The 23119-nt window shown below is 62.5% G+C and carries 21 protein-coding genes; 14 read left to right on the forward strand and 7 right to left on the reverse strand.

Annotated features, from left to right (window positions below; genetic code table 11):
• The first annotated feature begins 26 nt into the window (after positions 1-26).
• Together AC0L2D_RS17340 and AC0L2D_RS17345 are read left to right on the forward strand one after the other, a co-directional pair.
• On the forward strand, positions 27-386 hold the full coding sequence (locus tag AC0L2D_RS17340; RefSeq protein WP_024503562.1) for a diacylglycerol kinase: 360 nt from the start codon (positions 27-29) through the stop codon (positions 384-386).
• A gap of 40 nt (positions 387-426) precedes the next feature.
• Complete coding sequence (locus AC0L2D_RS17345; protein WP_063167905.1) at positions 427-1014, forward strand: hemerythrin domain-containing protein; 588 nt, start codon at positions 427-429, stop codon at positions 1012-1014.
• Positions 1015-1017: 3 nt separating this feature from the next.
• On the opposite strand, the gene AC0L2D_RS17350 is transcribed toward AC0L2D_RS17345, so the two are convergent.
• On the reverse strand, positions 1018-1605 hold the full coding sequence (locus AC0L2D_RS17350) for a DedA family protein (RefSeq protein WP_024503560.1): 588 nt from the start codon (positions 1603-1605) through the stop codon (positions 1018-1020).
• Positions 1602-2165: a DUF1003 domain-containing protein gene (locus tag AC0L2D_RS17355; protein WP_024503559.1), complete on the reverse strand. Its 564-nt coding sequence runs from the start codon at positions 2163-2165 to the stop codon at positions 1602-1604. Before AC0L2D_RS17355 ends, AC0L2D_RS17350 begins: the two co-directional genes overlap by 4 nt.
• Before the next feature lie 92 nt (positions 2166-2257).
• Between AC0L2D_RS17355 and AC0L2D_RS17360 the strand changes: the two genes are divergently transcribed.
• The 6 genes from AC0L2D_RS17360 to gltX all read left to right on the forward strand — a co-directional run bounded on the left by AC0L2D_RS17360 (position 2258) and on the right by gltX (position 10429).
• On the forward strand, positions 2258-2974 hold the full coding sequence (locus AC0L2D_RS17360) for a DNA-3-methyladenine glycosylase I (protein ID WP_027161484.1): 717 nt from the start codon (positions 2258-2260) through the stop codon (positions 2972-2974).
• 150 nt (positions 2975-3124) lie between these two features.
• On the forward strand, positions 3125-4801 hold the full coding sequence (locus tag AC0L2D_RS17365; protein WP_013531895.1) for an NAD+ synthase: 1677 nt from the start codon (positions 3125-3127) through the stop codon (positions 4799-4801).
• Positions 4802-4837: 36 nt separating this feature from the next.
• Positions 4838-5248, forward strand: coding sequence for a GNAT family N-acetyltransferase (locus AC0L2D_RS17370; RefSeq protein ID WP_027161485.1), 411 nt, complete (start codon positions 4838-4840; stop codon positions 5246-5248).
• Positions 5249-5628: 380 nt separating this feature from the next.
• Positions 5629-7434, forward strand: coding sequence for an ABC transporter ATP-binding protein (locus AC0L2D_RS17375; RefSeq protein WP_473541651.1), 1806 nt, complete (start codon positions 5629-5631; stop codon positions 7432-7434).
• A 260-nt stretch (positions 7435-7694) separates the two neighbouring features.
• The gene (locus tag AC0L2D_RS17380; protein WP_473541652.1) at positions 7695-8870 is read left to right on the forward strand and encodes a hypothetical protein; all 1176 of its coding nucleotides are present in this window, start codon (positions 7695-7697) and stop codon (positions 8868-8870) included.
• A gap of 185 nt (positions 8871-9055) precedes the next feature.
• Positions 9056-10429, forward strand: a complete 1374-nt coding sequence (gene gltX, locus AC0L2D_RS17385; RefSeq protein ID WP_063167908.1) for a glutamate--tRNA ligase — start codon at positions 9056-9058, stop codon at positions 10427-10429.
• Here gltX and AC0L2D_RS17390 read toward each other — a convergent pair.
• From AC0L2D_RS17390 to AC0L2D_RS17400, 3 genes are all read right to left on the reverse strand, one after another.
• Positions 10347-11561: a DUF2865 domain-containing protein gene (locus tag AC0L2D_RS17390; RefSeq protein ID WP_473541653.1), complete on the reverse strand. Its 1215-nt coding sequence runs from the start codon at positions 11559-11561 to the stop codon at positions 10347-10349. The two genes, gltX and AC0L2D_RS17390, sit on opposite strands and share 83 nt — an antisense overlap.
• Positions 11562-11650: 89 nt before the next feature.
• Positions 11651-13975 carry an NADP-dependent malic enzyme gene (locus tag AC0L2D_RS17395; protein ID WP_473541654.1) on the reverse strand — a complete coding sequence of 775 codons (2325 nt, stop codon included), beginning with the start codon at positions 13973-13975 and terminating at the stop codon, positions 11651-11653.
• 177 nt (positions 13976-14152) lie between these two features.
• The gene (locus AC0L2D_RS17400; RefSeq protein ID WP_064995814.1) at positions 14153-14932 is read right to left on the reverse strand and encodes an SDR family oxidoreductase; all 780 of its coding nucleotides are present in this window, start codon (positions 14930-14932) and stop codon (positions 14153-14155) included.
• A 119-nt stretch (positions 14933-15051) separates the two neighbouring features.
• Here AC0L2D_RS17400 and AC0L2D_RS17405 point away from each other — a divergent pair, with 119 nt between their 5' ends.
• Together AC0L2D_RS17405 and AC0L2D_RS17410 are read left to right on the forward strand one after the other, a co-directional pair.
• Positions 15052-15867 (forward strand): UDP-2,3-diacylglucosamine diphosphatase, encoded by an 816-nt coding sequence (locus AC0L2D_RS17405; RefSeq protein ID WP_013531888.1) that lies wholly within the window; start codon positions 15052-15054, stop codon positions 15865-15867.
• A gap of 123 nt (positions 15868-15990) precedes the next feature.
• On the forward strand, positions 15991-17205 hold the full coding sequence (locus AC0L2D_RS17410) for an MFS transporter (RefSeq protein ID WP_473541655.1): 1215 nt from the start codon (positions 15991-15993) through the stop codon (positions 17203-17205).
• On the opposite strand, the gene dgcA is transcribed toward AC0L2D_RS17410, so the two are convergent.
• Complete coding sequence (dgcA, locus tag AC0L2D_RS17415; RefSeq protein ID WP_473541656.1) at positions 17176-18159, reverse strand: N-acetyl-D-Glu racemase DgcA; 984 nt, start codon at positions 18157-18159, stop codon at positions 17176-17178. The two genes, AC0L2D_RS17410 and dgcA, sit on opposite strands and share 30 nt — an antisense overlap.
• A 76-nt stretch (positions 18160-18235) precedes the next feature.
• Here dgcA and AC0L2D_RS17420 point away from each other — a divergent pair, with 76 nt between their 5' ends.
• The 4 genes from AC0L2D_RS17420 (at position 18236) to AC0L2D_RS17435 (ending at position 22322) form a co-directional block, all read left to right on the forward strand.
• Positions 18236-19423: an MlaE family ABC transporter permease gene (locus AC0L2D_RS17420; RefSeq protein ID WP_013531885.1), complete on the forward strand. Its 1188-nt coding sequence runs from the start codon at positions 18236-18238 to the stop codon at positions 19421-19423.
• A 1-nt stretch (position 19424) separates the two neighbouring features.
• Positions 19425-20246, forward strand: coding sequence for an ABC transporter ATP-binding protein (locus tag AC0L2D_RS17425; protein ID WP_024503546.1), 822 nt, complete (start codon positions 19425-19427; stop codon positions 20244-20246).
• A 14-nt stretch (positions 20247-20260) separates the two neighbouring features.
• Positions 20261-21634, forward strand: a complete 1374-nt coding sequence (locus AC0L2D_RS17430) for an MlaD family protein (protein ID WP_473541657.1) — start codon at positions 20261-20263, stop codon at positions 21632-21634.
• Positions 21635-21713: 79 nt separating this feature from the next.
• A complete protein-coding gene (locus AC0L2D_RS17435; RefSeq protein ID WP_407067818.1) occupies positions 21714-22322 on the forward strand; it encodes an ABC-type transport auxiliary lipoprotein family protein in 609 nt (202 codons plus the stop codon).
• A 52-nt stretch (positions 22323-22374) separates the two neighbouring features.
• Here the strand turns inward: AC0L2D_RS17435 and AC0L2D_RS17440 are convergent, their stop codons facing one another.
• Complete coding sequence (locus tag AC0L2D_RS17440; protein ID WP_473541658.1) at positions 22375-22989, reverse strand: 3'-5' exonuclease; 615 nt, start codon at positions 22987-22989, stop codon at positions 22375-22377.
• Positions 22990-23119: the final 130 nt, after the last annotated feature.

The raw sequence follows: 23119 nt of genomic DNA on the forward strand, positions 1-23119 counted from the left end.
GCCGGTGATTCGCAAAGGGGTTTGGCATGCAGCGGCTGATCGACGCTTATTTCAATTCGGTGCGGGCGTTTCGCAAGCTGGCCGCCAGCGAGAAGGCTTTCCAGCAGGAGCTGATGCTGCTGGCGCTGGCACTGCCGCTCGGCTGGTTCGTTTCGATCTCGTGGCGCGGTTATGCCTTGCTGATCGGCGCGGTGCTGCTCTTGATCATGGTCGAGGTGCTTAACACCGGCATCGAGGCGGCATGCGACGCTTTCAGCCGCGAGTTCAATGTCGACATCCAGTTGGCCAAGGATTGCGGTTCGCTGGCGGTGCTGATTTCGGTGCTCATCGTCGCCGGTGTCTGGGGCATCGCCATTATCGAGCGGATCACTGGGCTACCGATCTAGCCTTTCGATGCCTATATGGCAGTCACCAAAGGAGACTGTCATGGCCGGGGCCGCCAATTTTCTGCTTCTCGAACGCGTGGGCCTGCCAGACGATCTGCGCTGGCTCGTCGAAAAATACCCGCGTGAAAACTGGCAGGACCATGCCAACGTCCACGGCATCGCCAATATGTGGCTGCAGCGGCACGACATGTTCCGCGAACTTGGCGGCATGCTGGCCAACGGCATTGACGACTTCCGTGAGGGACGGCTGACGGCGCCTGATTTCGCGCGCTGGTTCGCGCCGCGCCTCAATCATTTTCTTGGGCATCTCGACGGTCACCACAATGTCGAGGATTATCAATATTTCCCGATCTTCGCCAAGGCCGAGCCCCGTTTGAAGCGCGGCTTCGAGATTCTCGATGCCGACCACCACACCATCCATGAAGGGCTGGAGCGCAATGCCGAGGCGGCCAATGCCTTCATTAAGACGCTTCAGGAGAGCGAGGACAGACAGCGCTTTGCAGCCGACGCCTATGCCGACGAAAACAGCCGGCTGATCGCCATGCTGACAAGACATCTTGCCGACGAGGAAGACCTGATCGTCCCGCTTATCCTCGATCGGGGGGATCAGGCGCTCGGCGTGGATTGACGATCAGCCTTCCCTGGCGCGTTCCCTCCTGGCGATGTGACGGGCGACGAGCCATGCCACAACGGCCACGGTCAGGCCGATGCCAAGACCGATCAGCAACCGTTCGTGATGCATCAGCGCCTGGCCGATGAAGTGCTCTGCGCCAAGTCCAAAGACATAACCGATCGTACCGAACAGCACCGCCCAGACCGCCGATGAAAGCGCGTTGAGGATGACGAAGCGCGGCGCTGTGATATTGGAGAGCCCGGCTGCAATGCCGCCGACGAGACGCATGCCGTAGATATAGCGGTTCGACAGCACGAAAATGTCGGGATGGGTGTTGAGCAGGCGAAAGGCGCGGCGAAAGCCGGGCCGCTTGCGCAATCTGACGACATAGGGATGGTCGGCAAAGCTTCGTCCGAGGATGAAGAAAAAAGTGTCGCCGACAAAGGCGCCGAGGCCGGCCGCAAGGACGGCGTGCCACAGCACGAAGACCTGCTGGTGGGCGAAGAAGCCGCCGAGAATGGCAGCACTTTCGCCCTCCGCGATGCAACCGACAAAGACCGCGAGCAGCCCGTATTGTTCGATGAAATGGTGGATCGCGTCGGTCATGAAGCCGACTGCTGCGAAGACAGCCTTTCGTCGATCCGCTTGATCATCTCGGTCAGTTGCACGATCTCGTCGCGCATGCCGAGAATCTGGCCGTGGCGCAGTTCATCCAGCTTTTCATGCAGCGCCATGATCTCGATCTCGGCTTTCAGGTTGACCTCGTAATCGTGGGCGGCGTCGATGCGGTCGCGTTCGGTCTGGCGGTTCTGCGCCATCATGATCACAGGCGCCTGCAAGGCGGCTACCATCGACAAAACGAGATTGAGGAAGATGAACGGGTAGGGATCGAAGGCGTCACGCGACAGCAGCCAGACATTGCCCGCCGTCCATAAGACCAGAAAGGCGATGAAGGTCAGGATGAAGGACCATGACCCGCCGATGCGGGCGATCGTATCGGCAAGCCGGTCGCCGAAGGTCTGGTGGAAGGCAACGGCCTTGTTGGTGTCGCGCGAGATGGTGGTGCGTTCGAGCGTCGATTGCAGCACCCGGCTTTCGAGCTGGCTGAGGCCGTCCGGCCGCCGCTTGAGCCAGCGGTTCGCCAGATCGTCGATCGTCTTGTTCATGGCCATCTCCAGGGTCTTAGGCTTGCCGTAAGAGGTAGAGGCTGCCGGCTCACACGGGAAGTGTTAGATTGATTCCAGTTGCCGAGGGACCAATGGCCGATTTCAAGAAAATTCGCGCTCGCGCCGCAAAACGTAAGGGCGGCGAAGAGGAACTGACGTCGCTGCTTGGTCCGGCGCCTGACAATGCCGCCGTGGCTGACATCCCCGATGACCGCATTCTCTCCATTATGGCTGAGCGCGTCTTCGCCGCCGGTTTCGTCTGGCGCGTCATCGAGCAGAAATGGCCTGGCTTCGAGGAGGCGTTTCTGCGCTTCGAGCCGAAGCGGCTGTTGTTCCAGCCCGATGATTTCTGGCACGATCTGACGGCCGACCAGCGCATCGTACGCAACCCGCAGAAGATCAGATCCGTTCGCGACAATGCTGCCTTTGTCGCGCGTGTGTCGAAGGAATATGGCGGTTTCGGCAAATTCCTTGCGGAATGGCCCGATGATGACCAGGTCGGGCTGATGGCCTGGCTCGGCAAGCATGGCAGCCGGCTGGGCGGCAATACGGGCCAGTATTTCCTGCGCTGGCTGGGTTGGGATGCGTTCGTCATCTCGGGCGATATGGCCGCGGCGTTGCGCGACGCCGGCCTCGACATCGCCGAAAGCCCGACTTCGAAGAAGGACCTGGACAAGATCCAGAGGCAAATCAATCAATGGGCAGCAGAGACGCATTTGCCGCGCCGCCATATTTCACGCATCCTGGCGATGTCGATCGGCGAGAACCATTCGCCGCAAGCGCTGCGCGAATATATGGGCGACGACTGATACGTGGTCGCTTGCCACGATCGGCATTCGTCGATCGGTCAACACGATCGAATCGATGGGTCCGGACACGAATGACATTCGTCATTTGCTCCGAATTGGTCCAAACGAACGCCATTGCCCGAGCAATTTTGCCGCGCTAAGTCAGCAGGCATGACCAAGAAGCTCGACATCCTGCGCATCGCCGTCGCCCAGCTCAATCCGACTGTCGGCGACATATCAGGCAATCTCGCCAAAGCCCGCGAGGCGAGGGCGGATGCCGCACGTCAGGGCGCCGATCTCGTGCTCTATACCGAGCTTTTCCTCGCCGGCTACCCGCCGGAGGATCTGGTGCTGAAGCCGGCCTTTTTGAAAGCCTGCGAAAAGGCGGCACAGGACTTTGCCGCCGACACCGCGGATGGCGGTCCCGGCGTCATCATCGGCACGCCGTTGAAGCGCAAGAGCGGCACGCACAATTCGATCATCTTCGCCGACGGCGGCAAGATCATCGCCGAACGCTACAAGCTCGATCTGCCGAACTACGGCGAGTTCGACGAGAAGCGCGTCTTCCAGGCCGGACCCGAGATCCAGGGGCCGGTCAATTTCCGCGGCGTGCGCATCGGAATTCCGATCTGCGAGGACATCTGGGGCGATGTCGATATCTGCGAGACGCTGGCCGAAAGCGGGGCGGAAATCCTGCTGGTGCCGAACGGCTCACCCTATTATCGCGCCAAGATCGATGTCCGCCACCAGGTCGTCATCCGCCAGGTCATCGAATGCGGGCTGCCGATGATCTATGCCAACCAGCTCGGCGGCCAGGACGAGCTGATCTTCGACGGCGCTTCGTTTGCCATTGGCGCCGACAAGACGCTTGCCTTCCAGATGAGCCAGTTCGAGGAAGCGGTCGACGTCACCACCTGGAAGAGACAAGGCGATCACTGGGTCTGCTCGGAAGGGCCGATGTCGAAAATCCCGGACCGGGAGGAGGCTGACTATCGCGCCTGCATGCTGGGCCTGCGCGACTACGTCAACAAGAACGGCTTCAAGAACGTCGTGCTTGGTCTGTCCGGCGGCATCGATTCGGCGATCTGCGCGGCGCTGGCCGTCGATGCGCTCGGCGAGGAACGGCTGCGCGCGGTGATGATGCCCTACCGCTATACCTCGAAGGATTCGCTCAAAGATGCCGAGGATTGCGCCCGCGCTCTCGGCTGCCGCTATGACATCGTGCCCATCTTCGAGCCGGTCGAGGGCTTCCTGCACGCGCTGACGCAGATGTTCGAAGGCACCAAGGAAGGTATCACCGAGGAGAATTTGCAGAGCCGCGCACGCGGCACCATCCTGATGGCGATCTCCAACAAGTTCGGCTCAATGGTCGTCACCACCGGCAACAAGAGCGAGATGTCGGTCGGTTATGCCACGCTCTATGGCGACATGAATGGCGGCTTCAATCCGATCAAGGACCTCTACAAGATGCAGGTCTACGCGCTGTCGCGCTGGCGCAACAGCCACGTGCCGCCGGGTGCGCTGGGCCCCTCGGGCGAGGTGATCCCGAAGAACATCATCGACAAGGCACCGTCGGCGGAATTGCGCGAGAACCAGACCGACCAGGATTCGCTGCCGCCCTATCCGGTGCTGGACGATATCCTCGAATGCCTGGTCGAGAATGAGATGGGTGTCGACGACATCGTCGCGCGCGGCCATGACCGGGCGACGGTGACGCGCATCGAGCACCTGCTCTACATCGCAGAATACAAGCGACGGCAGGCGGCGCCGGGCGTGAAGATCACGAAAAAGAATTTTGGCCGCGACCGCCGCTACCCCATCACCAATCGTTTCAGGGATCGCAGCTAGGTACCGAAAGCGCACGCGGCGCGGCCGGAGACAACCATGCCCGATTGTGAGATCAGCTTCGACATGTCACGGATCGATTTCCGTGCGACATCGGACCTGTTGATGGCAAGCTATTGGGGCGCCGGACGCACTGACGAAGTCCATCGCCGCGCCTTTGCCAATTCGCTTTGCGTCGGCGCCTATGTCGATGGCAGGCAAGTCGGCTTCGGCCGGGCGATCACCGACCGCACCGTATTCGCCTATCTCGCCGATCTCATCATCTGGCCGGAGAATCGCGGGCAAGGCATAGGAAGCCGGCTCGTCCAGGCCCTGATCGACCATCCGGAGGTCAGGACCGTTTTCCATTGGAGCCTGTCGACCAGCGATGCCCATGGCATGTATGAAAAGCTCGGGTTCAAGCCATCGACCGATGGCCGCTACATGCGCTTGGATCGCGTTCCTGAATGAGGCGCGGCTTGCCCGCCATTGTTGCAAAATAATCGCAGTGGTTGGACCAGATACGCTTTTGGCGTCAGCCCGTCTTGGCGGTGCATCGGAGCGTCTCTATAAGAACCGCTCCGCAATTGTCTTGCGGGAGGTCCGAATGGCAGTATTTCACATGGTAATGCGAGGCCGCGAAGCCTAGGTCTCATCCGGCGCTCCGCGAAGGTTTGCCCTTCGTGCCGATGCCGAATCGAGCACAGGCTTTTGCCGATGCCGGTCGCCGCCCGATTATGGGCGAGACGCCAAATATGCCACTCCGCTTTCCGGGCACTCATTGGCCCCTTGCGCGGCTTCTTCAATTTTCGACCTACTGGGATCGGGCTCGTTTGTGCCCGAATGACATCATGGCTCGTTTTAAGATCGATTTGCGCGCGAGCGCCTTTCGCAGCGTTCTCGGCTTCACGCTCACCCATTGGCGGCGCCAGCCGTGGCGGCTTTCGCTCATCATGGCCAGCTTCCTGCTGTCGACGCTGGCCGATGTGCTGACGCCGCTCTATTCCGGCCGGCTGGTCGACGCCGTCGCCAGCAGCGCCGGCGCCGACGCGATTGCCTGGAATGCCGCGCTGACGGCGTTCTCGATGTTGATGGCGCTGGCGCTGGCCGGCGTCGTGTTGCGCAACCTGGCGTTCATGGGCATCGTCGAGCTGACCTTGAAGATGATGGCCGACATCGCCGCCGATGCTTTCCATCGCGTTCAGCGCTTTTCCACCGACTGGCATGCCAACAGCTTTGCCGGCTCGACCGTCCGCAAGGTGACGCGCGGCATGTGGGCGCTCGACCTGCTCAACGACACCATCCTCATCGCACTGCTGCCGTCGGTCGTCATGCTGGTCGGGTCGACGTTGCTGCTCGGCTGGTTCTGGCCGTTGATGGGTGCGGTCGTTGCTGCCGGTTCGGTGCTGTTCATCACGGTGACGGCGCTGCTGTCACTTGGCTATGTCGCGCCGGCGGCAAGGCTCGCCAACACCTGGGATACCCGCCTCGGCGGCTCGCTGGCCGACGCGGTCAGCTGCAACGCCGTGGTCAAGGGCTTTGGCGCCGAGGAGCGCGAAGAACGCCGCCTGGCCAAGGTCGTCGCCAAATGGCGTGCGCGTACACGGCGCACCTGGGTGCGCGGCACCATCAACGGCACCACGCAAGGAGTGCTGCTGCTGGTCATGCGCGCTGCGGTGATCGGCCTGGCGCTGATGCTGTGGTCCTGGGGGCAGGCGAGCGCCGGCGACGTTGCGTTCGTGCTGACCTCGCTCTTTGTGCTGCAGGGCTATCTCAGGGACATCGGCACGCATATCCGCAACCTGCAGCGCTCCATCAACGATATGGAAGAGCTGGTCGATTTCCAGTCCGAACCGCTCGGCATCGAGGACCGGCCAGGTGCCAAGCCGATCCGGATCACCGAAGGACGGATCAGCTTCGACAACGTCACCTTTCACTATGGCCATCACCGATCCGCGCTTTACCGCGACTTTTCGGTCGATATCGCGCCGGGTGAGCGCGTCGGGCTGGTCGGCCATTCGGGGTCGGGCAAGACGACCTTCGTCAAGCTTATCCAGCGGCTCTATGACGTGAACGCGGGGAAAATCCTGGTCGACGGTCAGGACATCTCGCAGGTGGCGCAAGCCTCGCTGCGCGGGCAGATCGCCATCGTTCAGCAGGAACCGATCCTGTTCCACCGGTCGCTGGCCGAAAACATCGCCTATGCCAGGCCGAGTGCGTCGCAGGAGGAGATCGAGCATGCCGCGAAGCTGGCGAGTGCGCATGACTTCATCACCAACCTGCCAAAGGGCTACGGTACACTGGTCGGCGAACGCGGCGTGAAACTGTCGGGTGGCGAGCGTCAGCGCGTGGCGATCGCGCGCGCCTTCCTTGCCGATGCGCGCATCCTGATCCTCGACGAGGCGACATCGAGCCTCGATTCGGAATCGGAGGTGCTGATCCAGCAGGCGATGGAGCGGCTGATGGTCGGCCGCACCACGCTGGTCATCGCGCACCGGCTTTCGACAGTGCGGGCGCTCGACAGGCTGCTGGTCTTCGATCGCGGCAACATCGTCGAGGAAGGCTCGCATGACGAACTGATCCGGCTGAAAGGCGGCATCTACCGCCGTCTGTTCGAACGCCAGGCGCTCGAACTGACCAAGGGACTTGTCAGCTGATTAGAGGCGGCCTCCAGCTTCGGCCGGAGGCCGCCTCTGTCAGGCACGGTCAGCCCAGCGGGCTGGAGCAGGAGATGCGATCGCAGGGAGGCAGTCGACCCGTCGATCAGCGCCGTGATGCTGGCCGACTTGATTTGCCTGTGAAGTCCTGTCCGGATAGTAAGTCTTGGGACCTCTGTTCATCATATTGACCGAGATACGTTGTTTCTACCATTGGTTGATATATATCCGATGGAGGCAACCCACGAACGTTCTTCACGATGCATCTTTCTGCGAATGCCGAGGAAAAGTTGGCTGCGCCGTCAGTGCTGGAATCTCAGCATGGCTCGGTTCGGCCGCTTGCTGCCGAAGATCTCGAGCGCGTCGCCGCACTCTTCCTGACGAAGTTTCGCCGGCGGCGCCGTCACCTCCTCGATCGCGCTATCGCCGAAACGGCCGCGTATATGAGAGAGATTTATCTCGACCCTGCCGGCCAGTCCGGTGAAAGCAACGCTCTTGTCCAGATCAACCGGCAGGGTCGCCTGGGTGGGTTCCTCGGCGTTTTGAAAGCCCGCTACGAGCTCGATGGTGCGCCATTGAATGCGGCGATCATCGGGCCGCTCATGGCCGACCCCGGCACCGATGACGGCTCGGCCGGACCGCAATTGCTGCGGGCATTGCATCAAGGCGAATTCGATCTGCAGCTGACCGATTCGGCCAACCGGACATCCTTGGCCTTCGCGCGCCCGATGAAGTATCAACTCCTGCCGGTGCATTGTCTGGGATGGACATATGTTTTCCGGCCGGCGGGAATGGCCGCCGCCGCACTGCACCGTAAATGGCCCGGCCTGCCTCACCTTGTACTCGACCCCTTTGCGCGAGCATTCGATGCTCTTGCGAAAAGAAGGTTCGAGCCCCCCGTCCAGCATTCATCGTCGCATCGCACCCACCGTGAGCCGATCAATGCCGTGCAATTTGCCGAGGAACTGCCGACCCTCCTGTCTGGTTACGCTCTTCGGCCGAGTTGGAAGGATGGGGAGCTGCCACGGCTGCTTGCACTGGCGGCCGAGAAGCGGGCCGACGGCCCCCTTCATTTCGGTGGGATCTACGACGAAACGGGCAAAATGCTCGGTTGTTATGCCTTCTATGGTCAAGCCGGCGACATGGCGAACCTGTTGCAAATCCAGGCATTCGGATCGCATTGGGGCGCGACGCTGGATGCGCTTGTCGCCGCCGCATGGGAGATGGGCTGCGTGGGCATCACCGGGCAGACGCAGACCAGATTCATATCCCAACTCTTTGGCTACAAGAATGTCTTCTTCCGCTATGCCGGGGGAACGATGGTCCGCTCGCGGATCGCCGAGGTCACGGAAGCGGTCCGCTCCGGCGACATCTTTATCGGTGGATTGGTGGGCGACCGCTGGACCCGCCTCAGTTCCGATGATTTCGGCCGCTGATCGCCTTCAACCGGTGGTCGGCCCCAGCGGCTGGCAGCGCTCGGTTACAAAGGCCGCCTGCGGACTGGGTGCCTCCTGAGGCGTCCAACGCCCGGTCTTTTCATTCCAGCCGCCATGTTCTATGTCTGCCGGGCAGCGCGGGGGCGCGTCTTGTCAATCGTAAAAGCATCCGGTACGCCCCGCTCATGACAGTTACCGTTCGTTTCGCCCCTTCGCCGACCGGCCGCATCCATATCGGCAATGCGCGCACGGCTCTGTTCAACTGGCTGTTCGCCGTGAACAACAAGGGTCGCTTCATCCAGCGCTTCGACGACACCGACATTGCGCGCTCGAAGCAGGAGTTTTCCGACGCCATCCTCTACGACCTGCATTGGTTGGGCATTTTTCCCGACGCCACCGAGTACCAGTCGCGGCGCTTCGAAGTCTATGACGCGGCGGTCGAGAGGCTGAAGGCGGCAGGCGTTCTCTATGCCTGCTACGAAACGCCGGAGGAGCTGGATCTCAGGCGCAAGGTGCGCCGCACGCGCGGTCTGCCGCCGGTCTATGGCCGCGAGGCGTTGACCCTGACGCACGAGCAGATCGCCGAATACCAGACCGATGGCCGCCGGCCGCACTGGCGTTTTCTCCTGCCCAATTTCTCAGGCGATCCACAACAGCCGGAACGCACTGAAATCCACTGGAACGACTTGGTGCGCGGTGAGGAAACCGTCGATCTGGCCTCGCTTTCCGACCCGGTCCTGGTGCGCGAGGACGGCACCTATCTCTATACGCTGCCTTCCGTGGTCGACGACATCGAGATGGGCGTCAGCCATGTCATCCGCGGCGACGACCATGTCACCAACACCGGCGTGCAGATCGCCCTGTTCCAGGCACTGGCTGCCACGCCGCCAGTGTTCGGCCACCACAATCTCCTGACCACCGCATCGGGCGAGGGCTTGTCGAAGCGCACCGGCGCGCTCTCCATCGAAAGCCTGCGCGAGGACGGGATCGAGCCGATGGCCGTCGCATCATTGGCGGTCCTGGTAGGCACTTCGGAGAATGTCGCGGCGATGCCGACGATGGGCGAACTCGCCGAACGCTTCGATCCGGCGGCGACATCGAAATCCGCGGCCAAGTTCGATCCGGACGAGCTGTTCGTGCTCAACCGGTCGCTGCTGCACCACATGCCGTTCGCCGAGGCACAAGACCGTCTCATCGTGCTCGGCGTCTCCGGCGAGCAGGCCGAACCGTTCTGGCTGGCGGTGCGCGGCAATCTCGACAGGCTGGCCGATGCGGTCAACTGGTGGCGCATCCTGCGCGAAGGACCGCAGGAGAAGCCGCAATTTTCCGATGACGACCGCGACTTTCTTCGACAGGCGTTCGACCTGCTGCCGGAGGAACCCTGGACCGCGACGATCTGGAAGGACTGGACGGGCAAGATCAGGGAAGCGACCGGCCGCAAGGGCAAGGCGTTGTTCATGCCACTCAGGACAGCCCTTACCGGACTGCCTTCGGGGCCGGAGCTTGCAGATCTATTGCCGCTGATGGGTCGGGAAGGAACGTTGGCCCGACGACCCTGACCTTGCGCTGTTCCGGCGGCAGCGCGGACACGGGCGACGTCACCGGCCTGGCGGAAAGCCGCTTGATCGCCTCGCGGTCGAGCCCACCTTCCAGATTGGCCAGCGTTTCGGGATCGGCGCCCGGATCAGGTTTTGCAACCGGGACTGGAATGAATGATGACGCGTCTGTCTCTGGCTGCGATTGCACCGGATTCGGCGGATTGCCGGCAATGATCTGGAAACCCTGCGCAGCGGCGTTGCAGCCGCAAGCCGGCGGCCGCGACATGCCGGGCCGTTTGTAGAGATAGGCGGTCGGCAATTCGCTGTAAGGCCGGCCGGTGACAGATGACGTCATCGAAGCCGAATCGTCGTCCATGCCGCGCGAATAGAAAACCTGCATCTCGGTTCCGGGGCAGCTCGATTCGCAATTCTTCTGGTCGCGTTCGAAATCGCCTGCCGAGGCCGAGTTCGACATAGGGAAAAAGTAGCCGTCGCAGGTGCGCACACAGGACGTGTGGAATTCGCCACCGACGCTCGGAAAATCCGGTACGCCGGGCTGGTTGAGCACACGGCGGACATTGCGCTCCTCGCTGGGATCGTCGGGCTGGTTGGGTTCATCAAGCATATCAAGCTGCTTGCTGTTGCCGCCGAAGAGCTGATCGAACAGGTTTGCGCTGCCGCCGTCGCGGTTCGCTTCCTGCAAAGGCGCACGCCGAGGCGCAACGGTGTCGTCGCGGCAGCCATTGGCGTCGAGCGCCGCCAGGATGCGTCCGCGATCGCGGCGAGAGCCACCGCCAGCCAGCCGCTCGCGCTTGTTTTGCAAGGCGTCGAGATTGGCATTCATGCGGTCGATGGTGGCGTTGAGCCCGGCGCATTGATTGAGGTTGCGGCCAAACAGCGAAAAACCGCACCCGGCCTGGCTCGCCTGGCTGCGAGCCTTCGAAATCTGCTCATGCTGCCTGGCAATCGCGGAATCGTATTTCCGGACTAGCGCCGGACCGCCACCGCCGCCGCGCGAGGACGCGGCAAGATCGGCTTCCAACTGGCGGCAGACCCGCGAAGCAGCCTGTGGCTTGGCTACTCCCCAGGTTGCGGACAACAGCAGGCCAAGCAGCACGGCAGCATGCGCCTGCTTCCACCCTCCGCTTGCCATCCGCCCAAACTCCGCCTTCCAAATCCGACTGTTAGCCCCGCAAGGCTACCGTGTTCGCGGTTAACTGCAGTTTACGGCGAAATCCGTGTTCAGCCCAGATTGACGACCGCTTGTGCCTTGTGGGCGGCTTCGACCACGGCAAGCGCCGTCATGTTGACGACGCCGCGCGAGGTGACAGACGGCGTCAATATATGCGCCGGCATGTCGGTGCCGAGCAGGATCGGCCCGACATGCAGCGCATCCGTCATGGTTCTGAGCGCCGTCAGCGTGATGTTGGCCGAATCGAGGTTGGGGAACACCAGCAAATTGGCTTCGCCCTTCAGTCTCGAATGGGGATAGACGCGCTGGCGCAGGTGCTCCGACAGAGCAGTGTCCGCATGCATCTCGCCATCGCATTCAAGGTCAGGCGCGATGCGCGCCAGGATCGCCGCTGCTTGCCGCATCTTCAGGGCGCTGGGCGAATCGCGCGAGCCGAAATCGGAATGCGACAAGAGTGCTGCCTTCGGCTCGATGCCGAAGCGCTGGATTTCTTCCGCCGCCAGCACCGTCATCTCGGCGATTTCTTCCGCCGTCGGGTCGACGGAGACGTGGGTGTCGGTCAGAAAGATGATGCCGCGCTGCGAGATCAGCATGGAAAGCGTCGACAGGTCGTGGTCCTTGATGCCGGCGCGGGGGCCGATGATCAAGGTGACGTTGCGCAGATGCCGCTCGAACCGACCTTCGAGGCCGCAGACCATGGCGTCGGCATCGCCGCGTTTCAGCGCAAGTGCTGCGATCACCGTGTTGTCGGTGCGCACCATGGTGCGCGCGGCCTCCGTCGTCACGCCACGCCGGCCGGCGAGTTCGATCAAAAGGTCGACATAGTGGCGGTAGCGCGGATCGTCTTCCGGGTTGATGAGGCCGAAATCGACGCCGGGCTTGATGCGCAGGCCGTAGCGCTTCAGGCGCACTTCGATGACGTGCGGGCGGCCGATCAGGATCGGCTCGGCGATGCCTTCCTCGAGCACCACCTGGGCAGCGCGCAGCACGCGCTCATCCTCGCCGTCGGCATAGATGACGCGCTTGGCGCTCGATGCCTTGGCGGATGAGAACACCGGCTTCATTACCAGGCCGGAGCGGAAGACGAAGCGGTTCAGCTTGTCGATATAGGCGGCAAAGTCGGTGATCGGCCGCGTCGCGACGCCGGTGTCGCAGGCTGCCTTGGCGACCGCGGGCGCTATGCGCAGGATCAGGCGCGGATCGAAGGGCGAAGGGATCAGGAATTCAGGGCCGAAGATCGGCGTCTCGCCGGAATAGGCGCGGGCAGCGACGTCCGAAGGTTCCTCGCGTGCGAGCGCTGCGATTGCCCGCACCGCCGCCATCTTCATCTCCTCATTGATGGCTCTGGCGCCGCAGTCGAGCGCACCGCGAAAAATGTAAGGAAAACACAGTACGTTGTTGACCTGATTGGGAAAATCGGACCGGCCGGTGCAGATCATCGCATCCGGACGCGCTGCACGCGCTATTTCCGGCATGATCTCCGGATTGGGGTTGGCCAGCGCCAGGATCAGCGGCTTCGGCGCCATGTGCTGGAGCAGTTCCGGCTTCAGTACGCCTGCCGCCGACAGGCCGAGGAAGACGTCGGCGCCCGATATGACGTCGGCCAGCGTGCGCGCCTCGGTGTCTTTCACATAAGGGTCTTTCCAGCGGTCCATCTCATCGGTGCGGCCCTTGTAGGCGACGCCGAAACGGTCGGTGACCCAGATGTTTTCGACCTTGGCGCCAAGCGAGACCAGCAGGTTGAGACAGGCAAGGGCGGCAGCCCCGGCGCCGGAGGTGACGATCTTGATTTCCGATATGGTCTTGCCGGCGAATTCCAGCCCGTTGAGCACGGCGGCGGCGACGATGATGGCGGTGCCATGCTGGTCGTCGTGGAACACCGGTATGCCCATGCGGGCCTTCAGCTGTTCCTCGACCTCGAAGCATTCCGGCGCCTTGATGTCCTCAAGGTTGATGCCGCCGAAGGTCGGCTCGAGGGCCGAGATCGTCTCGACCATGCGCTCGATAGCGGGCGCGTCGATCTCTATGTCGAAGACATCGATGCCGGCGAACTTCTTGAACAGGACGGCCTTGCCTTCCATGACCGGTTTGGAGGCCAGCGGGCCGATATTGCCGAGGCCGAGCACGGCCGATCCGTTTGTGACGACACCGACCAAATTGGCGCGTGCGGTGTAGTCGGCGGCGGTCGCCGGATCGTCGCGGATTTCCAGGCAGGGGGCGGCGACGCCGGGGGAATAGGCGAGCGCGAGGTCGCGCTGATTGCCGAGCGGCTTGGTCGCCTGTATCTCGAGCTTTCCCGGCCTTGGGTGCTTGTGGAAGTAGAGGGCGGCTTCGTCGAGGTCCGAACGTGCCGTCTTTTTGCTCTCGCCTTCCATGCGGCCGCTCCCTCGAAATCTGGCTGGAGATTCCCTTTTAGCATGCAGCCGTGGCTTTTCGCGACGCTAATTGACGCGCCGGCGGCAATACCCGGCGGCGCGTAGAAAACCTTGAACAATCAAATACTTATGACGATTTTCTGACGGACGGCTCCGACCGTTTCACGGATAAGTTGATCAAAAGGCGCTGACGTAAAGACCACCATCGACCGGTATGTTCTGCCCGGTCAGATAGCCGGCATGGACCGAGCACAGGAAGGCGCAGATCTGGCCGAATTCCTCCGGCGTGCCGAGCCGCTTGGCCGGAACATCGGCGCTGATGCGGGTCTTGCGCGCGGCTGCGGCCTCAGGGCTTTCGACTGTGCCGGCCTCATGCGGGCCGCGCAGCCGGTCGGTGTCGAGCTTGCCCGGCAGAAGGCTGTTGATGGTGACGTTGCGGTCGACAACCGTTCTGGCCACGCCGGCAAGGAACGAGGTCAGGCCGGCACGCGCGCCGGACGACAGGTCGAGGCCGGGAATGGGCACATAGACCGACAGCGAGGTGATGTTGACGATGCGGCCGAAGCCGCGCGCCGCCATGCCGTCCAGCACGGCCTGCACGAGCTCGATCGGAGTCACCATGTTCTGGGTAACGCCTTCGAGGATCTTTTCGCGATCAAGCGTGCGGAAGTCGCGAAGCGGCGGTCCGCCATTGTTGTTGACCAGGATGTCCGGCTCGGGGCAAGCCACGAGCAGCGCCTTCTGCACCTCCGGCTTCGAGACGTCGCCGACGACTTCCGTCACCGTGACGCCATAGCGCTCGCGCAACTCAGCGGCGGTTTTCGCCACCAGCTCCGCATTGCGTCCGTTGACGACGACGTCGCAGCCGGCTTCCGCCAGCGCCATGGCGCAACCGCGCCCAAGTCCCTTGCTCGAAGCGCAGACGATGGCCTTCTTTCCGCGGATACCAAGATCCATGACGATTTCTCCTGTGATTTGGCCGGCAAGCTAGTCCTTCGGCTGGACCAATCGCAACCGTCATACGGTTGTTGCATGAATCGGGGCATAGCCTGCGCGAAAGCAAGGGTGAAATCGCGATGTCCGGCCAAGAGCCCCGCACTTTCCGCAGCATGTTCATTTCCGACGTCCATCTGGGCTCGAAGGCGGCCAAGGCCGAGTTCCTGATCGATTTCCTTCGATATCACGATGCCGATATCATCTATCTGGTGGGTGACATCGTTGATGGCTGGCGGCTGCGGCGGAGCTGGCATTGGCCGCAAAGCCACAACGACGTCGTGCAGAAACTGCTGCGCAAGGCGCGCAAGGGCGCCAACATCACCTACATCGCCGGCAACCATGACGAGTTCGCCCGCCAGTTCCAGGGCGTGCATTTCGGTGGCATCGTCGTTGCCGATCGCGCCATCCACGAGACCGCCGACGGCAAGCGGCTGCTCGTCATCCATGGCGACCAGTTCGACACCGTGGTCCACAATGCGCGCTGGCTCGCCTATCTCGGTGACCACGCCTATGACGCGGCCATGCTGGTCAACCGCGTGGTGACGCGGCTGCGCCAACTGCTCGGCCTGCCTTATTGGTCGTTTTCGTCCTGGGCCAAGCACAACGTCAAGAAGGCGGTGAACTTCATCGGCTCGTTCCAGACCATGCTTGCCGACGAGGCGCGCCGTTCGCATGTCGATGGCGTCATCTGTGGCCACATCCATCATGCCGTCATCGAAAATTTTGGCGATGTCCAGTACATCAACACCGGCGACTGGGTGGAAAGTTGTACGGCTGTGGTCGAGCATTTTGACGGCCGCATGGAAATCCTGACCTGGGCGCAGGTGCTGCCCGAGGCGCCGGACGAGCCCTTTATCCCGCTGCTCATCGAGGACCGGGTAGGGCAGGCGGCCTAGTCCGAAGTCTTTTCGGCTTCGGAATCAATCAATTAGTCCAACCGGTTTCGTCCGGTTTTCGTCCATGTTAAGGGATCGATACGCGTTGCCCTCCGGTCGAATACAGCGCGATTGGATCGATTCATGTCCCTGCCGCAGCTCTCGCCCGAACAACTCGTCAAGCCGCGCCATTTCGAACTGCGCATGAGCCTGATCTTCGCGACGCTTTTCGTGCCGCTCGGAACGCACTTGCCGTATTTTCCGTTGTGGCTGCAGGCCAAGGGTTTTCATGCCGAGCAGATCGCGATCATTCTGGCGGCGCCGATGTTCCTGCGCGTGGTGACGACGCCGCTGCTGACCGCGCTGGCCGACCGTGCCAGGGACCGCGCCGACGTCTATGTCGCGCTGATGGCTGCGTCGCTGCTTTTGTCGGCAGGTTATTTCCTGACACCCACCTATGCGATGGTGCTGGCGGTCTCGCTGGCGCTGACCATCGTCTGGACGCCGCATTCGCCGATCGCCGATTCGCTGGCTCTTTCGGGTGTCCGCCGCTTCGGTTCGAACTACACAAGCATGCGCAAATGGGGCTCGATCTCCTATTTGTTCGCCAATATCGCCGGCGGCTTCATTCTGTCGGTAACCGGTTCACAAGCCGTTCCGGTTATCATTCTGGTGGCGTTTGCCGCCGCCCTTGCCGCCGGCCTGCTGGCGCCGCGCCTTGGCCGTCCGCGGCGCGCCTCGCCGCTGTCGGCCACCGACATCCAGCATTCAGCGCCGAAGCTTCTCAACCCGTATTTCCTGTATTTTTCCACGGGCGTCGGCGTCATCACCGCCAGCCACGCATTCCTCTACGGTTTCGTCTCCATCTACTGGAAGTCGATCGGCCTCGGCGATTCGGTAGTCGGTCTCTTATGGGCTTGGGGCGTGGTGTCGGAAGTCTGCATGTTCATGATGTTCACCCGCTTTTTCGACCGGTTCTCCGTCGTGTCGGTCATGGTGATGGCCGGAATCGGCTCCATCGTGCGCTGGATCGCCTTTCCGCTGGTCTGGCCGCTCGGCCTCGGCATTCCCGGCTTCTTCGCTGTCCAGTCGCTGCACTCGGTCTCGGTGGCGCTGGGGCTGATCGGGCTGCAGAAGATGATCGGCGAAACGATCTCCGAGGAGCGGACAGGTGCCGCGCAAGGCATTGCCTATTTCTCCAACGGCTTCTTCATGGCGGTGGTGACGCTAGCGTCCGGCCCGCTCTACGACCGTCTCGGTGTCGACGGCTTCTTTGCCATGATCCCGATTGCGTTGATCGGACTGGCGCTGATCGGCCTTGCTGCGCGCTCAGCCCCAGAGCGCCGTATCGGGCGGTGACACCAGCGATCCCTGGTAGACAAGGCCCGGTACCCGATCGCGGGCAAGCAGCAGCGGACCGTCGAGGTCGACGAAATCGGCATGCTGGGCAAGCAGCACCGCTGGCGCCATCGCCAATGAGGTGCCGACCATGCAGCCGACCATCACGCCGAAACCGAGTTCGCGGGCGCGATCGCGCAGCACCAGTGCCGCCGTCAGCCCGCCCGACTTGTCGAGCTTGATGTTGACGGCATCGTAAAGACCGACAAGCGCTTCGAGATTCTCGGCCTCGTGCACGCTTTCATCGGCGCAGATCGGCACCGGATGCGCGATATGGCGCAGGATCTCGTCATGACCGGCCGGCAGCGGCTGTTCGATCAGCGCGATGCCTTGTTCGGCGGCAAAGGCGAGGTTCGCAACGATGTTGTCGTCGCTCCAGCCCTCATTGGCGTCGAGGATGATGCGGCTGTCTGGCGCTGCCTGCCTGACCGCCCGGATGCGGGCAATGTCGTTGTCGCCGCCGATCTTGACCTTGAGCAGCGGCCGCGCCGCATTGGCGCGGGCCTGCGCCGCCATCGCCTCCGGCTCGCCCAGCGACAGCGTGTAGGCGGTTTCGAGCGCCTGCAAGGGAACAGCGCCTATCGCAACCGCCACCGATGTTCCGCTGAGCTTCGCCTCCAGATCCCATAGGGCGCAGTCTATGGCGTTGCGGGCGGCTCCGGCCGGCATGGCATCGAGCAAGGCGCTGCGGCTGATGCCATCGGCGATCCGGCCGCGCATCGCGTCGATCGCCTCGCGCACGCCCTCAATGGTCTCGCCATAGCGCTTGTAGGGGACGCATTCGCCGCGGCCGAAGTGGCCGCCGTCGCTGATCGTGCAGGAGATCACTTCGGCTTCGGTCTTGGAACCGCGCGAAATGGTGAAGGTTCCGGCGATGGGAAAACGCTCGGCCTCGACCGAAATGACACGCGCCATATTTTTCTGCTCCTGCTGTGCGACAAGCGTTGTCGGCAAATCGACAGGTCAGACCCGTCAGGCTAAACAGGACGCCATGTTGACCATCGGCAAGCGCGACGCAAGCGGCACGACCGCAGGGGAGGCTGACCACGAACCGCGCGTGGCGATCGGCGAGGAGGACGGCGTTCTTGGCTGCGCTTTCTCCGGAATCTGGACGACACGGACCGTTGCACTCGTCGACGCCGACATGCGCAAGATCGAAAAGCGAAGCGGCTTCAAAACCTTGGCGCTCGATGTTTCCAAGATCGAGAAGATGGACACTGCCGGCGCCTGGCTGATCGACCGGCTGGTCAGCGCCTTCGAGAAGAAGGGTGTCGAGATCCAGATGCAAGGCCAGAGCGAGATCGCTTCGATCCTGCTCGAAGCTGTCGGCGAGGCCGTGCGGCGCGAACCCGAATCCGGCCCGGTGCGACCGCCCAACATCGTCATTCGCGCGCTGGAGGCGGTTGGCCGCCGGGTCTACGAGATGCGCGACGATTTTCTGGCCTCGATGAACATCCTCGGCGCCACCATCCGTGGCGCGCAGATGAAGCTCGGCCGTGGCCATGCGGTCAACCCGGCGGCGATTTTCAACCAGATCGACCGTATGGGCGTCGGCGCCATTCCGGTGGTGGTGCTGATGTCGGCGATCGTCGGCGCCATCGTTGCCCAGCAGGGCGCCTATCAGCTCAGCTATTTCGGCGCCGATATCTTCGTCGTCGACCTCGTCGGCGTGCTGATCCTGCGCGAACTGGGCGTGCTGATGACGGCGATCATGATCGCCGGCCGCTCCGGCAGCGCGATCACCGCCGAGATCGGCTCGATGAAGATGCGCGAGGAGGTCGACGCGCTGAAGGTCATCGGACTTAACCCGATCGGCGTCCTGGTCTTTCCGCGCCTTGTGGCGCTGGTCATCGCCTTGCCGTGCCTGACCATCATCGCCAATTTCGCCGCACTCGGCGGCGGCATCCTGGCTGCCTGGCTCTATTCCGACATCCCGCCCGCTGCCTTCATCGACCGGCTGCGCGTCGCCATCGATCTCAGCACCATCTTTGCGGGCCTGATCAAGGCGCCGTTCATGGCCATGATCATCGGCACGATTGCCTCGGTCGAAGGCATGAAGGTCGGCGGCAGCGCCGAATCGCTCGGCCAGCACGTCACCGCCTCTGTGGTGAAGTCGATCTTCGTCGTCATCATCCTCGACGGGCTTTTTGCCATGTTCTACGCAGCGATCGAGTTCTGAGATGAAGCTGCGAAACAGAAAAAGGGCGGGTGCATTGGCGGATGACGCGGGCGAGGGCGATATCGTGCTTTCCGCGCACGACATCAGCGTTTCCTTTGCCGACAAGCTTATCCTCGACAGACTGTCGCTCGACATAAGGCGCGGCGAAATCCTTGGATTTGTCGGCGCCTCGGGTGCTGGCAAATCCGTTCTGCTGCGCACCATTCTCGGCCTGACACGCAAGCAGTCGGGCACGATCAGGCTGTTCGGCGTCGATATCGAGAAGGCTGATGATGCCGAGCGTCTGCGCATCGACATGCGGCTTGGCGTGTTGTTCCAGCACGGCGCCCTGTTCTCGGCGCTGACGGTGCTGGAAAACGTCCAGGTGCCGATGCGCGAATATCTCGACCTGCCGCGAAAGCTGATGGACGAACTGGCGATGCTCAAGATCGAGCTGGTCGGGCTGCCGCCCGACGCGGCGCAAAAATTCCCATCCGAACTGTCCGGCGGCATGATCAAGCGCGCCGCGCTGGCGCGGGCGCTGGCGCTCGATCCCGACATCGTCTTCCTCGACGAGCCGACATCGGGTCTCGATCCGATCAGCGCGGCGGAGTTCGACGAGCTGGTGGTCAAGCTGCGCGATACGATGGATCTGACCGTCTACATGGTGACGCATGACCTCGACACGCTGTTCACCGCTTGCGACCGGGTGGCCGTGCTCGGCAAGAAGAAAGTGCTGGTCGAAGGCACCATCGACGACATGCTGAAGAGCGAGGAACCGTGGGTAAAGTCCTATTTCCGCGGAAAACGCGCCCGGCAACTTGATCTTGCGGCGCGCGCATAGCCATAAGTGGGACAATGGAAACCAGAGCCAACTACGTCATTGTCGGCATCTTCACGCTGGCCGCGATCCTGGCGGCGTTTGCCTTCGTCTACTGGACGGCGGCGATCGGCGACAAGGGCGAGACGACGTTGCTGCGCGTGCGTATTCCGGGCTCGGCCTCCGGGCTCGGCCGCGGAAGTTTCGTGCTGTTCAACGGCGTCAAGGTCGGCGACGTCAAGCGCGTCTATATCGATGTCGACAATCCGACGGTTGCCATCGCCGATACCGAGATCGACCGCATGACGCCGATCACCAAATCGACGCAAGCCGATATCGGGCTTGCCGGCCTGACCGGGCAGGCCAACATCGAGCTCAAGGGCGCCGATCCCAAGGAGGTAAAGCTCCTCGACCAAGCGGAAAAGGAAGGCAAGGTCGCCGAGATCGTCGCCAACCCGTCGGCGGTGACCAACCTCTTGCAGACGGCGCAGAATATTTTTACCCGCGCCGACAAGGTGCTGACCGAGCTCGAAGGCTTCACCAAGGACGTTCGCGGGCCGCTGACGCAGACCGTCCAGAACGTCCAGACCTTCTCCGATGCGCTGGCCAAGAATTCGGACGGCATCGACAAGTTCCTGTCCGCGGCCAGCACGCTGGCCGATGAGCTGAAAGGCGTTTCCGGCAAACTCGACGGCACGCTGAAGGCGGCCGAAGGCCTTCTCAACGCGGTCGACAAGGACAAGATCAAGAGCATCGTCGCCAATGTCGACGCAGTAACCGGTAACCTCAAGGAGACGTCGAAGCAGCTCGACGGCGTGATCAAGAACGTCGATACAGCCGTGGGGTCGGTCAACGACTTCGCCAAACGGACGCAAGGCACGCTGGCCAAAGTCGACAACGTGCTCGACGGTATCGATCCCGCACAAGTGCGCTCGGCGCTCGCCAACATCCAAAAGGCCAGCGAGAGCGCCGACAAGGCCGCCGCCGACATCGCGGAGGTGACCCACAAGTTCGCCAACCGGGCCGACGACATCGACCAGACGATCAAGGACGCAAAGCAGCTCGCGCAACGGCTCAACGATGCCTCGATGCGGGTCGATGGCATTCTTGCCAAGGTCGATACCTTGCTCGGGTCGGGGCAGGCCGACGGCGTGATGGCGGATGCCAGGGCGACGCTGAAGTCGTTCAAGCAGGTTGCCGACACGCTGAATTCGCGCCTTGGCGTCATCACCGACAATCTGGCGCGATTCTCGGGCCAGGGGCTTTCGAACGTCGAAGCGCTGGTGCAGGACAGCCGCCGTTCGATCAGCCGCATCGAGGAGGCGGTAACCGATCTCAGCCGCAATCCGCAGCGCATCCTGTCGGGTGGCGACGGCGAGGTTCGGCAATTCGATGGCAGGGCGCGGCGTTGACTTCGGCGTCGGCGCGCCCCAGAAACATGAGCCGCGAAAGCGGGTCGATCTTACGATCCGGGGACAACGGGGATCGCGCGTGAAGTCTGTGTGGGTGAAAACGGGCGGGTTGACATCGGCTGCGGCACTGCTTGCTTTGACGCTGGCCGGCTGTGCGGCGTTGGGCGGCAAGCCCGCGCCGCTCGATACGTTCGAGCTGTCGGCGCCGTCGGTCGACGCGCATGGCCACAGCCGCCGCCAGATCCTGATCGCGCAGCCGTCGGCGCTCAAGGCGCTGGACAGCCAGAACATCGTCATCAAACCGTCGGATCGTTCGATCCAGTATCTCAAGGGCGCGCAATGGGCCGACCGGCTGCCGCTGATCGTGCAGGCGCGGCTGGCCGAGACCTTCCAGCGCTCGGGCAGCTTTGCCGGCGTCGGCAAGCCGGGCGAGGGCCTGGCGATCGACTATCAGGTGATCGTCGAGATCCGCTCATTCGAGGTTCGGGTCGACGGCGGCGAACATGCCGAGGTCGATCTGTTCGTGCGGATCCTGAACGATCGCAACGGCGAGGTCCGTGCTTCCAAGAGCTTCACCGCAGCCGCACCCGTCTCGGGCAGCGGCAATCCTGCTTATGTCAGCGCACTCGACAAGGCGTTCGGCGACGCCGCCGGGCAGATCGTGCGCTGGACGGATTCGGTGATCTGAGCGCGACGCGCGCCGGAATCCCACCAGGCTTCATCCCACCAGGCTTCTCTACCTACAAGTGGTCGAAGATCTCCGGCCGGAGCTTTCCGGTCTTCATCAGGTGCTGCAGGGTGTAGGTCACGGACAGCGCGTCATCGAGCGCATCGTGCCCCTGCAATGGCGGGTGCTTGACGCCGTAGTAATCCGCAAGCTTGTTGCTCGGCGTTCTCGCCAGATCCTCGATCGGCATTCCGGCTGCGATCAGCAGCTTGACGGCGTTGTCAAACCGGGTGGCCGGGATCGAAGGCTGAATGCCCGCGATATAGCAGCTGATGGCGATCATGTTCAATTCGTCCTTGCCCCAGGACCAGAATCGCGCCCCTTCGGAAAAACGATCGATGTCGGCGAGGGCATCCCCTAGTGCCACCCCTTTTGTCTCCAAATCTTCCTCGGTGATGCCGGTCAGTTTGGTGAAGAATGGGTCCAGGGCGTATCTCTGACCAAACCGGTCGACCGGTCTGATATAGGCCTTGTGTGTTCCGAGCAGGGGGAAGTCGCCTTCAAGTCCAAGCCTGACGGCGCCGATCTGTGCGATCACCGGGTCGGGATCGTGGGCTGCGCACCAGAATCTGCGTTGCGAGCCCTCCAGGCAAAGAAACTCGCAGTCGAAAATGATTGCCGTCTTCACGATCACACCCTGCGAGCGTTAGGGCAGCGGTACTGTGGATGAATTATGGCGCCGTCGGGAGATCGACTTGGGGCGGATTCCGAAGGCATCGATAGTCTTGCAAGACCTGTTGCGGACAGGTTCAACGCGT

This window comes from Mesorhizobium sp. WSM4833 (genome assembly GCF_055811095.1).